Source organism: Cryptosporangium arvum DSM 44712 (genome assembly GCF_000585375.1).
In the GTDB taxonomy this organism is placed as follows: domain Bacteria; phylum Actinomycetota; class Actinomycetes; order Mycobacteriales; family Cryptosporangiaceae; genus Cryptosporangium; species Cryptosporangium arvum.
Map to the genome: position 1 here is coordinate 4,825,335 of NZ_KK073874.1, position 14,492 is coordinate 4,839,826.

General features: G+C 72.6%; 12 protein-coding genes and 1 pseudogene. 5 read left to right on the top strand and 8 right to left on the bottom strand.

Annotated features, from left to right (window positions below; genetic code table 11):
* Window positions 1-144: 144 nt before the first annotated feature.
* Entirely contained in the window at window positions 145-771 is a 627-nt protein-coding gene (locus CRYAR_RS21700; protein ID WP_035854328.1) for a TetR/AcrR family transcriptional regulator, read from the bottom strand.
* A gap of 259 nt (window positions 772-1,030) precedes the next feature.
* Here CRYAR_RS21700 and CRYAR_RS21705 point away from each other — a divergent pair, with 259 nt between their 5' ends.
* From CRYAR_RS21705 to CRYAR_RS21715, 3 genes are all read left to right on the top strand, one after another.
* Entirely contained in the window at window positions 1,031-1,423 is a 393-nt protein-coding gene (locus CRYAR_RS21705; protein ID WP_035854331.1) for a hypothetical protein, read from the top strand.
* A 177-nt stretch (window positions 1,424-1,600) separates the two neighbouring features.
* The gene (locus tag CRYAR_RS21710) at window positions 1,601-2,362 is read left to right on the top strand and encodes an alpha/beta fold hydrolase (RefSeq protein ID WP_035854336.1); all 762 of its coding nucleotides are present in this window, start codon (window positions 1,601-1,603) and stop codon (window positions 2,360-2,362) included.
* 22 nt (window positions 2,363-2,384) lie between these two features.
* Window positions 2,385-3,032, top strand: a complete 648-nt coding sequence (locus CRYAR_RS21715; RefSeq protein ID WP_035854347.1) for a LysE family translocator — start codon at window positions 2,385-2,387, stop codon at window positions 3,030-3,032.
* A 60-nt stretch (window positions 3,033-3,092) separates the two neighbouring features.
* Here the strand turns inward: CRYAR_RS21715 and CRYAR_RS21720 are convergent, their stop codons facing one another.
* The 3 genes from CRYAR_RS21720 to CRYAR_RS21730 all read right to left on the bottom strand — a co-directional run bounded on the left by CRYAR_RS21720 (window position 3,093) and on the right by CRYAR_RS21730 (window position 5,612).
* Entirely contained in the window at window positions 3,093-4,046 is a 954-nt protein-coding gene (locus tag CRYAR_RS21720) for a sensor histidine kinase (RefSeq protein ID WP_157017947.1), read from the bottom strand.
* Between the two features lie 53 nt (window positions 4,047-4,099).
* Window positions 4,100-5,086 carry a malate dehydrogenase gene (locus tag CRYAR_RS21725; protein ID WP_035854355.1) on the bottom strand — a complete coding sequence of 329 codons (987 nt, stop codon included), beginning with the start codon at window positions 5,084-5,086 and terminating at the stop codon, window positions 4,100-4,102.
* A gap of 136 nt (window positions 5,087-5,222) precedes the next feature.
* Window positions 5,223-5,612, bottom strand: a complete 390-nt coding sequence (locus tag CRYAR_RS21730) for an ankyrin repeat domain-containing protein (protein WP_035854360.1) — start codon at window positions 5,610-5,612, stop codon at window positions 5,223-5,225.
* A gap of 132 nt (window positions 5,613-5,744) precedes the next feature.
* On the opposite strand from CRYAR_RS21730, the pseudogene CRYAR_RS50275 reads away from it, so the two are divergent.
* Both CRYAR_RS50275 and CRYAR_RS21740 read left to right on the top strand, forming a co-directional pair.
* Window positions 5,745-9,308, top strand: a pseudogene (locus CRYAR_RS50275) (AfsR/SARP family transcriptional regulator).
* Window positions 9,305-10,291, top strand: coding sequence for a pentapeptide repeat-containing protein (locus tag CRYAR_RS21740; RefSeq protein ID WP_035854364.1), 987 nt, complete (start codon window positions 9,305-9,307; stop codon window positions 10,289-10,291). The pseudogene CRYAR_RS50275 and the gene CRYAR_RS21740 overlap by 4 nt, the downstream one beginning before the upstream one ends.
* A gap of 95 nt (window positions 10,292-10,386) precedes the next feature.
* Here CRYAR_RS21740 and CRYAR_RS21745 read toward each other — a convergent pair whose 3' ends face one another.
* The 4 genes from CRYAR_RS21745 to CRYAR_RS21760 are packed head-to-tail and all read right to left on the bottom strand — an operon-like array spanning window position 10,387 to window position 14,480.
* Complete coding sequence (locus CRYAR_RS21745; protein ID WP_035854374.1) at window positions 10,387-11,292, bottom strand: alpha/beta fold hydrolase; 906 nt, start codon at window positions 11,290-11,292, stop codon at window positions 10,387-10,389.
* Window positions 11,293-11,302: 10 nt separating this feature from the next.
* On the bottom strand, window positions 11,303-12,223 hold the full coding sequence (locus CRYAR_RS21750; protein ID WP_035854377.1) for a VOC family protein: 921 nt from the start codon (window positions 12,221-12,223) through the stop codon (window positions 11,303-11,305).
* Window positions 12,220-13,062, bottom strand: a complete 843-nt coding sequence (locus CRYAR_RS21755) for a fumarylacetoacetate hydrolase family protein (protein WP_035854379.1) — start codon at window positions 13,060-13,062, stop codon at window positions 12,220-12,222. The genes CRYAR_RS21750 and CRYAR_RS21755 overlap by 4 nt, the downstream gene beginning before the upstream one ends.
* Window positions 13,053-14,480 carry an FAD-dependent monooxygenase gene (locus tag CRYAR_RS21760; protein WP_211247575.1) on the bottom strand — a complete coding sequence of 476 codons (1,428 nt, stop codon included), beginning with the start codon at window positions 14,478-14,480 and terminating at the stop codon, window positions 13,053-13,055. The genes CRYAR_RS21755 and CRYAR_RS21760 overlap by 10 nt, the downstream gene beginning before the upstream one ends.
* Between the last annotated feature and the right edge of the window lie 12 nt (window positions 14,481-14,492).

Genomic DNA, 14,492 nt, shown 5'->3' on the forward strand with positions numbered 1-14,492 from the left:
GGAAGGACGAGGGACGGTCGGATGCTGCGCGCGGCAGCGTCAACCACACCGGCGGCCATGCGCACACCTCCGTCCCGTCCGAAGTCCCTGAATCCCTGCGAGAACGCACGCTAGCGGCCGCTGGCCGCGACCGCTAGCGAATATTCACCAGCCGCTGGCCCGCGCGATCGCCGGGCGCGCCGCAGCGCTGGGCAGCAACCGGTCGAGGTGATGACGCAACGCGCCCACCGCCTCGTCCACACTGCGCCCGCCGCCGAGCACGGTGGTGGCCAGCCCGTTGGACATCGCCAGCAACGCCACCGCCTCGGCCCGCGCGTCCGCCGGTGGACGCAGCACCACCCGCAGCTGCTCGGTGAGCAGCTCCTCGCGCGCGTCCGGGCCGGCGAGCACCGCCTGCGCGGCGATCGTCGAGTCGGTCATCGCCAGTACCGCGAACGCGGCGTGCGCGAGATGGAACCGCTTGGTGTCCGGGTCGGTCGGCAACATCGCGACGAGCGTCGCCTCGATGACCGTCCGCGGCGACGCGGCCGGACCCACCGCCTCGACCCGGTTGGTGACCTCGTCGGTCAGCCGCCGGGTCAGGTAGCTGGCGGTGAACAGCAGCAGCTGCTCCTTGCTCGGGAAGTAGTACTGCACCAGACGCAGCGAGACGCCGGCCTCCGCGGCCACCTCCCGCAGGCTCATGCCGTGGAGGCCCTGGACACCCACCACGCGCAGCAACGCCTCGGCGATCTCACGCCGCCGTTGCTGATGGTCCACCCGTTTCGGCATGTCTCTCGTGCCTCCGTCCGGTTCGGCCCCTCCGTTTACAGATGCACGTGTGATCACTCCAATTCGGTTCGACCACAGGAGAAACAAAAGTGCGGGAAGTGCTTGGCCGAACGGTGGGCAGCGCGCCTCACCCGTACGGGCATTACTCGGGCGTGCCGCTCGCCGCGCCCGCGAACCGCGCGCCCTTTCCTCACAAAACTCACATCTGGCGTGCTTTCGTACTCCCTGCCCGAAACAACTCATGGAGGGACGTACTCGTATGGCAAGCACAACGGCACGACGAGCCGCACTGGTCCTGGCCGGACTCGCGGTCACCGGAGGCATCGCCGGTGTCGCCGGCACCGCCCAGGCCGCCGCCCCCGCCACCCAGCCCGCCACCACCGCCAGCAACGGCGGCGGCCACGGCTGGTACGGCTGGAACGGCGACGAAGACCAGGTCGTCGCCGTGTTCCGGTCCTACCGCCAGTGCGCGTGGGCCGCCCGCGTCGGCGAACGCCGCGGCTACTGGGAAGACGCCGACTGCGACTTCGTCCGCACCGGCTACCGCGGCAACTGGCGCCACCAGTGGGGCAGCGACTTCAGCCGCTTCCACGACGGCGGCGGCTGGCGTTACCGCGGCGTGTGGGTCCTGCGCGCCGAAGTCTGCGACTGACCCACCCGCACCACCCAGGTCGGTCTACCAACCCCCACCGACCTCGCCCGCCGGCCCCACCGGACGCGCCCCCCAGCGCAGCCGGTGGGGCCGGCGCATTCTCCACAGGCACCCCCGAACCACCCACGACCTGTGGACAACCCCCCACCGCCCAGACCCTGCGGTAAGACAGAACCCATGAGCTACGCCACCGTCAACGGCCTCCGCACCTACTACGAAACCCACGGCACCGGAGACCCACTCGTCCTCCTGCACGGCGGCCTCGGCAACGCCGAACACTTCGCCGCCCAGATCCCCACCCTCGCCCAGCACTACCAACTCGTCATCCCCGAACGCCGCGGCCACGGACGCACCCCCGACGTCGACGGCCGCCTCACCTACCGCCTCATGGCCGCCGACACCACCGCGTTCCTCGACACCCTCGGCATCACCGCCGCCCACCTCGCCGGCTGGAGCGACGGAGCCCTCGTCGCCGCCCACGTCGCCGTCGACCGCCCCGAACTCGTCGACAAACTCGTCCTCATCGGCCAATACCTCCAACCCGCAGGTGCCCGCCCCGAAGCCTGGGCCCTCCTCCAGGACGACCACGCCATGGGCGCCTGGGCCCGCGACGAATACGCCAAACTCTCACCCGACGGCGCCGACCACTTCGACACCTTCCTCGCCAAATGCCTCCGCATGTGGCGCGAAGACACCGGCATCCCCGACGAGCAGCTCGCCACCATCACCGCACCCACACTGCTCATGCAGGGCGACGACGACATGGTCCGCATCGAACACAGCGCCACGCTGCTCACCACCCTGCCCGAAGCCCAGCTCGCCGTCGTCCCCGGCACCTCACACGGCCTCCCCATGGAGAAACCCGCCCTGGTCAACCAGCTCATCCTCGACTTCCTCGGCGGCGAACACCCCCCGAAAATCATGTCGCTCAACGGGTAGGGGAGTGGGTTAGCTGACCGCCATGACCACCACCACCGGCGCGCTCCTCGGCATCACCGCCGTCGCACTCGGCCTCGTCCTCACCCCCGGGCCCAACATGATCTACCTCGTCTCACGCACCCTCACCCAAGGACGCCGCGCCGGGCTGATCTCCCTCACCGGCGTCGCCGCCGGCTTCCTCGTCTACCTCACCGCCGCCACCGCCGGGCTCGTCACGCTCTTCACCGTCGTACCCGCCCTCTACACCGCCATCAAACTCGCCGGCGCCGCCTACCTGCTCCACCTCGCCTGGACCACCCTGCGCCCCGGGGGAGCAGCAGTCTTCGACCCCCAGCCGCTCCCACCCGACACCACCCGCCGGCTGTTCACCATGGGCCTGGTCACCAACCTGCTCAACCCCAAAATCGCCATCCTGTACGTCTCACTGCTGCCGCAGTTCGTCGAACCGGCACGTGGCCACGTCGCACTCCAGAGCCTGACGCTCGGCAGCGTCCAGATCCTCGTCGCGCTCACCGTCAACGCACTCATCGTGCTCAGCGCCGGCGCGATCGCCACGTTCCTCGCCACCCGCCCCGGCTGGCTGAAAATCCAGCGCTGGCTGATGGGAACAGTCCTCGCCGCACTTGCGGTCACACTTGCCACCGACCGCTCCAAAGCCGCCGTCGCCTGACCCGGCAGGGAAGGGTCGCTCAGCCTCTACTTGACATAATGCACATTATCGGGGAACCGATCAGGGGTGCAGACGAGGGAGCACCACCCGAAAGGTCGAACCCTCACCAGGCGCCGAAACGACCTCGATCGACCCCCCGTGCGTCCCCACCACACACCGCCACGCCATCGCCAAACCCTGACCCGTCCCACGACCCACACCCTTCGTCGTGAAAAACGGATCGAACACCCGCAGCCGCGTCTCCTCATCCATCCCGACCCCCGAATCCGACACGGAAATCTCCACCGCGTCCGGCCGGCCCCGCGTCGCCACCGTGATCACACCCGTCGACCCGGTCGCAGCCACCGCATGCGCCGCGTTCACCACCAGGTTCAGCACCACCTGCTTGAGCTCACCCTCATAACAGGCCACCAACCCCACCGACGGATCCAGCTCCAACCCCAGACGAGCCACGTACTTCCACTCGTTACGGCACACCGCCACCGTCGACTCGACCGCCCGATTCAGATCCGCCTGCGTCAAACCCTCACCCGGATGCGCGAACTCGTTCATCGCCCGCACGATCCCCGCCACCCGCTCCACCCCTTCGAGCGTCTGCTCCAACGCCGCCGGAACCTCCACCCGCAGATACTCGTCCGACACCGCAGGCAACACCGACTCGAACGCCTCCCGCAGAAACACCACGTTGTGCGACACGTACTGCACCGGCGTGTTGATCTCGTGCGCCAACCCCGCCGCCAACGCACCGATCGACTCCAGCCGCGCCGCGTGCGCCGCCTCGTGCTCGGACGCCACCACACCCGAGACGTCCACCACCACACCCAGTTCCGCGCCCGCCCGCACCAGGTACGTCACCCCGCCGATCCGCACCACCCGCTCCGCGCCCGGGCCGACCGACCTGACCACGGCATCCAGCTCCGGCGTCCGCAGTGCCTCGTACGCCACGTTCCCCCGAACGCCCGCGCGATCAGCGTCGGCATAAAAGACCGCAAGCGGGAGCAAATCGACCGTCACCAGACACACAATAGGGGGCGGCCCGAAGGCCGCCCCCTAAACGGAGAACCAACTCAGATCAGGCCGAGACCGCGAACCGCGTCGCGCTCCTCACCCAACTCCGCCACCGACGCGTCGATCCGCTCCCGCGAGAACGCATCGATCTCCAGCCCCGGCACGATCGAGAACTTCCCGTCCTTCGCCGTCACCGGGAACGACGAGATCAGACCCTCCGGCACACCGTAGGAACCGTCCGACGGAATCGCCGCCGACGTCCAGTCACCCTCGGCCGTCCCGTTCACCCACGTGTAGACGTGGTCGATCGCCGCCGACGCGGCCGACGCCGCCGAGCTCGCGCCCCGCGCCTCGATGATCGCCGCACCACGCTTGGCCACCGTCGGGATGAACGTGTCTCGCAGCCACGCCTCGTCCACCTGCTCGGCCGCGACCTTCCCGTTCACCTCCGCGTGGAACAGGTCCGGGTACTGCGTCGCCGAGTGGTTGCCCCAGATCGTCAGCTTCTTGATCGCCGTGACCGGCACGCTCAGCTTCGCCGCCAGCTGCGACATCGCCCGGTTGTGGTCCAGCCGCGTCATCGCCGTGAACCGCTCCGCCGGCACGTCCGGCGCGTGCGCCTGCGCGATCAACGCGTTCGTGTTCGCCGGGTTACCGACCACCAGCACACGGATGTCGTCGGCCGCGACCTCGTTGATCGCCGCGCCCTGCGGCTTGAAGATCCCGCCGTTGGCCTCGAGCAGGTCGCCGCGCTCCATGCCCTTGGTGCGGGGGCGGGCACCCACCAGCAGCGCCACGTTCGCGCCGTCGAACGCCACCCGCGGGTCGTCGGAGATGTCGACGCTCTGCAGCAGCGGGAAGGCGCCGTCCGCCAGCTCCATCGCGGTGCCCTCGGCCGCCTTCAGAGCGGGGGTGATCTCCAGCAGCCGCAGCTTCACCGGAACGTCCGCACCGAGCAGCTGCCCGGACGCGATCCGGAACAGCAGCGCGTAGCCGATCTGGCCCGCTGCACCGGTGACCGTGACCGTCACTGGTCCCTGCACCATTACGCCTCCCACTGTCGTCAATATCAGTGTTTGACGCTACCGCTCCTCCCCTGCGCGGGGGCGGACCGGTCCCTCCGGTGTGAGCTGTTGCGCTTTGGAGGCGCGTGTTCGGGCGTATGGGCTTGTTACTACGGACCTAGGATTCGAGCAGTTCCAGCATCTCGGGGATGTCGAAGAAGCGGGCCGTGTCCAGGGCCGAGGGCGCACCGGCCTGGGGGTCGGCGCCGGCGTCCAGGAGCGTCCTGACGTTGGCCTTCGAGCGGCGGAACACCGCCGCCGCGAGCGGGGTCTGGCCTTTGTCGTTGGCCCGGTTGACGTCCGCGCCGCGGCTGACCAGCGCCGAGACCGTCGACGGGTGGTCGTAGTACGCCGCGAGGATCAGCAGCGTGTCGCCCTTGTCGTTGGTCAGGTTGGCCGGCAGGCCCGCGTCGACGTTCGCCGCCAGCACGTCGGTGTTGCCGTCCCGGGCCGCGTCGAACATGCGGTGGGCGAACGCGAGCGTTTCCGCGTCGATTTCCTCGGCCATGCCGCACACCCTAGCGCCGCCGCGGGCGGCCCTCCCCCGCTCGGGTGCGTTTGGGCAGTGGGGTTGGGGCGTGTTCGAGTGTATGGGCTTGTTATTACTAGTCCTGTCGGTGGGATGGTCCAGACTCGCCGTATGAACATCGGGCTGTTGGGCCCGCTGGAGGTGCGCGACTCCGCGGGTCGTTCGGTGGCCGTCACCGGCGTACGTCAGCGCGCACTGCTGTGCCGGCTGGCACTGGATCCGGGGCGGCTGGTGACCGTGGACCGGCTCGTCGACGACGTGTGGGACGCGGACCCGCCGGCGGCGCCGGGCAACACGTTGCAGTCGGCGATCTCGCGCCTGCGCCGTGATCTGCACCGGGCCGGGCCACCGGGGCGTGACGCGATCGGGTCGCACCCGGCGGGGTACCGGCTGGCCCTCCCCCCGTCCCGGGTGGACCTGCACGAGTTCGGGCGGCTGGTCGCGGCGGGCACGTCCGCGCTGCGCTCCGGGGACGCCGCGCTGGCGGCCCAGTTGTTGCGCGACGCGCTGGGGTTGTGGCGGGGGCCCGCGCTGGCCGACGCCGGCGACGCCGCGTTCGTGGTCGCCGCCGCCGCGCAGGCCGAGGAGCTGCGTCTCACCGCGCTGGAGGGCCGGATCTCCGCGGACCTGGAGCTGGGCGCCGATCCGGGGGCGCTGGTCACCGAGCTGAGCGCGGCGTGCGCCGCCCATCCCCTGCGCTAAGGGCTCGCCGCGCGGCTGGTGCGGGCGCTGGTCGCGGCGGGGCGGCGGGCGGAGGCGCTGGAACGGTTCGCGGTCGTCCGCCGGGAGCTCGCCGACCGGCTCGGCGTCGACCCGGGGCCGGAACTGCGCAGCGCCCACCTGGCGGCGCTGCGCGAGGAGGCACCACCGGTGCCCGAGGGGCGCGGGAACCTCCCGGCGGCGCTGACGAGTTTCCTGGGGCGCACGGAGGAACTGGCGCGGATCGGCTCGTTGCTGGATTCGGGCCGGTTGGTGACGCTCACCGGGCCCGGTGGGGTGGGCAAGACCCGGCTGGCGCTCGAGGCCGCGTCGGCGGCGACACCCGGCGGGGCGTGGCTGGTGGAGCTGGCCGGGGCCGGGGCGTCGCCGGGGGCGCTCGCATCGGCGGTCCTGGCGGTGCTGGCCCGGCCCACGGTGGTGCTCTCGTCCACGGTCGGTGCACCGGAGGAACAGCTCCTCGAGGTCCTGCGCACCCGCCGGGTCCTGCTGGTGCTCGACAACGCCGAGCCGGTGGTGGAGCCGCTGGCCGTGCTCCTGACGCGGGTCCTGCGGGCGGCGCCGGGCGTGCGTGCGCTGGTGACCAGCCGGGAGCCGCTGGGGGTGACGGGTGAGGCACTGTGCCCGGTGGCGCCGTTACCGGATTCGCCGTCGGTCGCGTTGTTCGCGGCCCGCGCCGCGGCGGTGCGGCCGGGGTTCGAGGTCACCGCGGAGAACGCGGCCGAGGTCGCGCGGATCTGCCGGGCGCTCGACGGGCTGCCGCTGGCCATCGAGCTGGCCGCGGCGCGGCTGCGGTCACTGAGCCTGGCCGAGGTCGCGTCCCGCCTCGACGACCGGTTCGCGCTGCTCGGTCGCGGAAGCCGCGGTGGGGCGGCGCGGCACCGCACGCTGCGCGCGGTGATGGACGGCAGCTGGGAGCTGCTGTCGGGCCCGGAGCGGGCGTTGCTGCGGCGGCTCGCGGTGTTCGCCGGTGCGGCGTCGCCGGCCGCGATCGACGCCGTCTGCGGTTTCGGGCCCGACGTGGTCGCCGACCTGGTCGACCGGTCGCTGGTGGTGCCGGTCGACGGCCCGGACGGGCGCCGGTACCGGCTGCTGGAGACCGTCCGCGCGTACGCCGCGGAGCGGCTCGCGGAGGCCGGCGAGGGTGCACTGGTCTCCGCGTCCCACACCACGTTCTTCCTCGACGTCGCCGAGCGCGACGAGCCGGTGCTGCGGAGCGGCGAGCAGCTCGGGGCGATCGCGCGGTTCCAGGCCGGGTACGCGGATCTGGATGCGGCGACGGTGCGGGCGCTCGAGGTGGGCGAGGTCGCCGTGGCGCGGCGGCTGGTGGCGGCGCGGCTGTGGTTCTGGTGGCTGACCGGCCAGCGGCGGGCCGCGGCGACGTGGGCGGAACGGGCTTTGGGGGAGGTTACTGGTCCGCTCGACACCGCGACCGGGTTGTGTCTGCTGGCAGCGTCCGCGGTTCCGGCCGGGTCGGCCGGGGCCGCCGGGGCTGCCGGGGCTGCCGGGGCTGCCGGGGCTGCGGAGGAGACGGCCGGGGCGTGGTTCGCCCGGGCGGCGGAGCTGGCCGGGGGTCGGGCGGAGCTGTGGGAGGCCGTGTCCGGGCTCGATCATCCGGCGAGCATGGTCGCGGCGGCGTGGCTGGGGGGTGGCGACCCGTCCTGGATGGCGGCGGCCGCGGCCCGGTTCGCGCACCACCCCGACCCGTGGTGCCGCGCGGCGAGCCGGGTGCTGGCCGGTCACGCGGCCTGGGACGCCGGTGACGCCGACCGGGCGCACGCCGCGTTCGCCGCCGCCCGGGCGCTGTTCACGCCGCTGGGCGAGCGGTGGGGGTTGCTGCTGGCCGCGTCCAGCATCGCGATGGTGACCGCGGCCGAGGAACCGGCCGCGGCCCTGGCCGCGCTCCGGGAGGCCGAGGCACTGGCCGAGGAGCTCGACGGGCTCAGCGAGGTACCGGAGCTCCTGGTCCAGATCGCGACGCTCGCGGGTCGCCTCGGTGACCAGGAGGGAGCGGCCGGCTCGCTCCGGCGGGCCGAGGAGTTCGCGGCCCGCGCGGAGGATCCCCTGCTGGGGGCCCGGATCGCCCACGCCCGCGGCGAGATCGCCCGGTACGGCGGCGACCTCGAGGCCGCGTACGCCCACCACCGGTCGGCGCTGGCTCTCCTCCCGGGAGCGGGCGCCGATCAGGCCCGTGGGGGGCCGGCGGCGGGGCGGTTCGCGGCGCAGTTGCACTCGTGTGTGGCTCGAGTGGAGGCGGAGCGGGGTTCTCCGGAGGCCGGTGGCCGGCACGGACGTGCGCTGCTGCTCTCGGCGCGCACGGGGGATGCTCCGCTGCGCGCTGACGTGCTCGAGCGGTTCGCCGCCTGGTGCGCCGGTCCCGCCGTCGCTGCGACTGCCGGCCAGCGGGTCGGCGGAAGGACAGCGGTCGGGGCCGGTGGTTTCGAGGCCGGCCAGGCCGCGTCCGACACGAGGGTGGACACGACAGATGGGGACGCGGTGAGGGCCGACACCGCGGGAAACGGCTCGATCGGGGTGCCGCGCGAGTTGGATGAGGCGTTCGGCGGGACGGTCGGTTCGGCGGTCGCGGGAGACGGGGCCGCGAGGACCGGTGGCCACGCGTCGGGCGCGCCGGGCGAGCAGGGGCGCGTGGCCGAGGCACGCGCTCGGCGGGGCGCGCGGGCGCTGGGAGCCGCATGGGCACTGCGCCACGGCGGCACGCGGAGGGGCGGTGAGCCGGCGGCGGGTGGAGCGGCTACCTCGGCACCTGGGGCCGAGCAGCTCCTCCACGCGGAGGACTCTCCGCGGGCGGTGGAGGAACCGGTGGTGCCGCGGGGTGGGGTACCAGAGGCGGCGTGGGCCTGGGAGACACTTCGGGGTGTGCTCGAGGCAGAGACGTTCGCCGCGGAGTGGCGCGCCGGGTCGACGTTGACGGATCCGGAACGGACGCTGGGAGAGTGACCACACCCCCGCCGACCGCGACCACGCTTCCGGCCGAGCTCCGCCCTGATTGCGCGAACTGCGCCGCGCTCTGCTGCGTGGCGCTGCCGTTCGCACGGTCCGCGGACTTCGCCGTCGACAAGCCCGGCGGCCGACCCTGCACGAACCTCACCAGCGACGACCGCTGCTCCATCCACGCGCGCCTCCGCCCCTCCGGGTACACCGGCTGCACGGTGTTCGATTGTCTCGGCGCCGGGCAGCACGTCACCCAGCACACGTTCGGTGGCCGCTCCTGGCGCGACGCACCGGACGTCGCGGTGGGCATGTTCGAGGTGTTTCCCGTGGTGCGGCGGTTGCACGAGCTGCGCTGGTACGTGGCGGAGGCACTGGGGCTGGCCGCGTCCGCGGAACTCCACCCGCAGCTGGGTGACGCCGCCGAGCGTCTCCGCGTGCTCGCCGACGGCTCCCCCGATCAGCTCCGCGACTGCGACACCGATGCGCTGCGGGCCGAGTTCACTCCCCTCCTCCGCGCCGCGAGCGCCCTCGCCCGCTCCGCAGCCGTGCGCACCAACTCACCCGGTGCCGGCACACCCGACGCGGTCGCACCCGGCGCAGGCGACGGTGCCGCAGCCGGGCGGCGCGGCGCTCGCGCGAGGCAGGCCCGGCGAGGACGGGACGGGGGGCGACCACGGCCGCCCGGTGGCCGGGGCACGGAGCACGGGCCCGTCGAGTGGGCGGGAGCCGATCGGATCGGAGCCCGGCTGGGTGGGGCGAAGCTGCGGGGAGCCAACCTCCGCGGCACCTATCTCATCGCCGCGGACCTGCGGGGGGCGGACCTGCGCGACGCCGACCTCACCGGCGCCGACCTGCGCGACGCCGACCTGCGCGGAGCAGACCTCACCACCGCGCTGTTCCTCACCCCGTCCCAGCTGGCCGCCGCCCGTGGCGACCACACCACCGTGATCCCCGCCCGCCTGCCGCGCCCAGGGCACTGGGGCACCTGATCGCGTATCCGCCCCGATGACTCCCACCGAGCCCCCACGGCCGCCGCAGGCCTCAACATCCCCACGACGGCAGGCACGACCCGAATTGGTTCCGGCTACAGGGTCGCCGCCCACTCAGTGAGGATCTTCGCGTACCGGGCCGGTTCGAACTGGTGCATCATATGCAGCGCGTCGGGCACCGACTCGTAGGCGACGGGCACCCCCGCCGACTCCATCAACCGCCGCGCCTGCGCCGCCTGTTCGTCGGAGAGGGCGCCGATCAACGATCCCGTCTCCGGATCGACGGACCGGGCGTGGTGCGTGAGGAGAACCGGCGTCTTGACCTGCGTCAGCATGAGTTCGTGCGGGCAGTGCAGCGCGACGGTGCCCTCGTAGAAGACGCGAGCCCACTCCGGGTCGTATTCCTTGAGGTGCTGCGGGATCTCGTCGGCGCGGAAGAAGCCGGCCATCGGCGACGAGGACGTGTTGGCGGCGTCGCAGTAGCCGACCCAGTCCCCGATGCTCCACTGGTCGCCCAGGTGGTCGCGGAGCAGCGCGAACAGTGGCCCGGCGGCCTGACGGATCGAGTGCCCGTACGCGGGGACGAGTTCGGACGCGAAGAACGGCGGGTCCTCGCACAGCGCGCCGCGGACCTGTCCGGGCATCGCGTACGCCGAGAGCCACGAGGCCAGCACGCCCCCGGACGAGTTGCCGGCCACGACGGCCGGGCGCCCCACCACCAGCGCGAGGAACCGCACCAGGTCGTTGCCGAAGTTGTCGAGGCTGTAACGCTTCGGAGTCCAGGTGCTGCGGCCCTGACCGCGCAGGTCAACAGCGTAGACGTGGAAGTTCTCGGCGAGGATGCCCATCGCGTCCTCGTAGACCCACCAGGAGCCGGTCTGCTCGGGGATCAGCAGTAGCGCCGGGTTGTCCGGCGAGCCGGCGGTCGCGTAGTTCAGCCGCACCTCACCGAGGTCGGCCTGCTGTTCGGGGTAGGAGTGGGGAACGAAAGTAGGCGTCATTGCGTACTCCTCACACGGAGTGGGCCCCGGTCATCAGGGCCGCGAGGTCGTCGGGGGCGAGGAACGACGGTGGGGGCGGTGGTCCCCACTGGTAGAGCGAGCGGACGCCCTCCCAGACCTCGGGTGTCCACAGCGCGTCGTCGACGATGCAGTCGAGGTCGGAGTGGTACTCGGCGAAGTTGCCCGCCGGATCTTTGAGGTACCAGAAGAAGTTCGAGCCGATCGCGTGCCGGCCGAGCCCCCACACGTGACGGGCCGGGTCGGCCTCGAGCATCGCCGAGGCGCCGCGCCCCACCTCGTCGACGTCGTCGACCTGCCACGAGGTGTGATGCAGGAAGCTCACCGGGGCGCGCTGGACCAGCACGTTGTGATGGTCGGTCGAGCAGCGCAGGAACGCCGCGACCCCGGGCACCGTGTCGCTGACCCGGAAGCCGAGGCCGTCGGTGAAGAACCGGTGGGAGGTGTCGTGGTCGGTGGAGCCGAGGACGACGTGCCCGAGTTTGCGGGGCCGGACGGGACCGTCGCGGAGCACGGCGTCGGCGCGGGCATCGGGGCGGGCCACGTCGCCGGGGCGGTTGACCGCCGGTGGCGGCGTCGGTGTCGCCGACAGCCGCGGGGCGAGCGAGACGGTGACCACCACCTGGGTGCCGCGGTCCGTGGCCCGCACCGTGGTCGCCGTCCGCTCCGCGGCGATTCCCAGGCGGCTCAGACCGTGGGCGGCCCGGTCCAGGTCGTCGGGGTGGTCGGCGCCGACGCCGAGCGCGATCAGCCGGCGCCGGGCGGAGGAGGTGACGGTCAGCTGTTCTCCCCCGTCCGCGGTGGCGAACCGCCCGCCGCCCAGCGGGGTGAGCCCGAACTCGGTGTAGAAGGTTGCCGCCGCGGCCACGTCGGGCACCCCGAGCGTGACGCCGGTGAGGCGGTGCAGGCTCATGAGGTTGCCACGCAGCGCTGACGCAGCGTTCCGATGCCCTCGACGGAGGTCTCGACGACGTCGCCGGGGCGTAGGAACCGCGGTGGGGTGCGGGTGCCGCCGACACCGGCGGGGGTTCCGGTGAAGATCACGTCACCCGGGTACAGCGGCACGACCGCGGACAGCCGCTCGACCAGCTCGGGGATCCCGAAGATCAATTGCGACGTGGTGCCGCGCTGGACGGTCTCGCCGTTGATCGTGCACGTGATGGTGAGCGAGTCGGGGAGTTCGTCCGGGCTGACCAGCCACGGGCCCTGGGGCGCGAACCCGCGGTAGGACTTGCCCAGGGAGAACTGCGGGGGCACCCCGGCCAGTTGCAGGGTCCGCTCGGAGTAGTCCTGGCCGACGGTCAGACCGGCCACCCGCGACCAGCCGTCACCGGCCGGGACCCGGTCGGCGCGCCGGCCGATGATCACGACGAGTTCGGCTTCCCAGTCGACGGTGTCCGCGGGGAGGGCCAGTTCGCCGACCGGGCCGGCGAAACTGCCGACGAATTTGGTGAACACCGACGGCGACGCCGGGATCTGCAGGCCGGACTCGAGCACGTGGTCGCGGTAGTTCAGGCCGATCGCGAACACCTGGCGCGGATCGGGTGACGGGGGGCCGAGTTCGTCGGGGCGCAACGGATCCCCCGCCACCCCGGCGACCGAGGCGGCCCAGGCCACGAACTCGGGCCAGGCGTCGTACACCGACCGCGGATCGGGTCCGAACGCCCCGTCGCTGGCCTTCGCGACGTCCACCGCCGTGGCGCCGTCCGGGGAGACCAGGACGGTCCGGCCGGCGCGAGTGGCTATCCGCATGACAGCAGTCCTTTCAGATCGACGGCAGTGAGGTCGTGGCCGCGCCAGGCGATGTGCTGGTCGGGCCGGACGAGCAGGTAGGGGCCCTCGCCGGGTAGCACGGTGAGCGGGACCGCCGCGGCGAGGGCCGCGACGTCCGGCCCGGGCGGACCGATCAGCGTGAACCCGCGGCCCAGGTCGTCGTAGAGGGCGTGGCCGGGCGCCACCCAGGTGTGGGGCAGGCGCGCGCCCGGCCGGGTCGACGGCACGTACCGGCGCACGTCGAGGGGGGCCGGGTCTCCGTAGGAGTACCCGAGCACCAGGCCGAGGGAGTGGAACTCCTCGGCCTTGGTCTCCTGCAGCGTGGTGGGCGTCAGATCGGCGCGCAGGTTGCGGACCGCGGACGCGATGGTCTGCTCCGCGACGCCGCGCCGCTCGGGCTCGTAGGTGGCCAGCAGGCCGGGACCGGCCCAGCCCTGGAGTACCGCGGCGACCTTCCAGCCGATGTTCACCGCGTCGCCGACGCACGTGTTGAAGCCGTGCCCGCCGTAGGGCGGGTTGACGTGGGCGGCTTCACCGACCAGGAACACCCGGTCGGTGGCGAACCGGTCGGCCAGCAGCATCCGCGGTGTCCACGGATCGGTCGACAGCAACTCGATGTCCGGGGTGAGCGAACCGAGCAGACCCGCGATCAGCGACCCGAAGTCGCCGACCCCGGCGAAGCTCGCCCACCACGTGCCGTCGCGATCGAGCGGCCCCACCGCGCCGGGCACCGTGGCGCCCAGCACCCAGTAGTGCAGCGCGTCGCCCAGGGCCGGTCGCAGGTCCTTCGACCGGAACACCGCGTTGAGGTTGGCCCGCGGCGCCGAGTCACCCACGAGTTCCACGCCGAGCCCCGCCCGCACGGTGCTGCGCCCGCCGTCGCAGCCGAGCAGGTACTCCACGTCGACCCGGTAACGCGACCCGTCGGCGCGCTCGATCTCGCCGGTCACCTGCTCACCGGACGCGGTGAAGCCCACGAGCCGGGAGCCGAGGCGCAGGTCGGCCAGTCCCCCGGCCCGCAGGTGGTCACGCAGCACGGTTTCGACGACCGGCTGCGCCACCTGCTGGCCCGACTCGGCGGCCAGCCCGTCCTCGGCCGCGGTCAGGCCGAACACGTCGTCGAACTCGGTGAGCACGGACCCGGACAGCGAGTCGCAGAACACCACCCGCCGGCACCAGCCGGCCGACAGCGGCGCGGCCCGGCGTACCGCCTCGGCCACACCCCAGCGGCGGAACAGCTCCATCGTCCGGGCACTCGTGGTCTTCGCGCGCGGCCGGGCCCAGCTGATCTCCGCGCGCGGCTCGACGACGATCGACGCCACCCCGTGGTGGGCGAGTTCAGCCGCCGCGGCCAGCCCGGACGGGCCTCCACCGGCGATCAGTACGTGGTGTGTCACGCCGATTAAGGT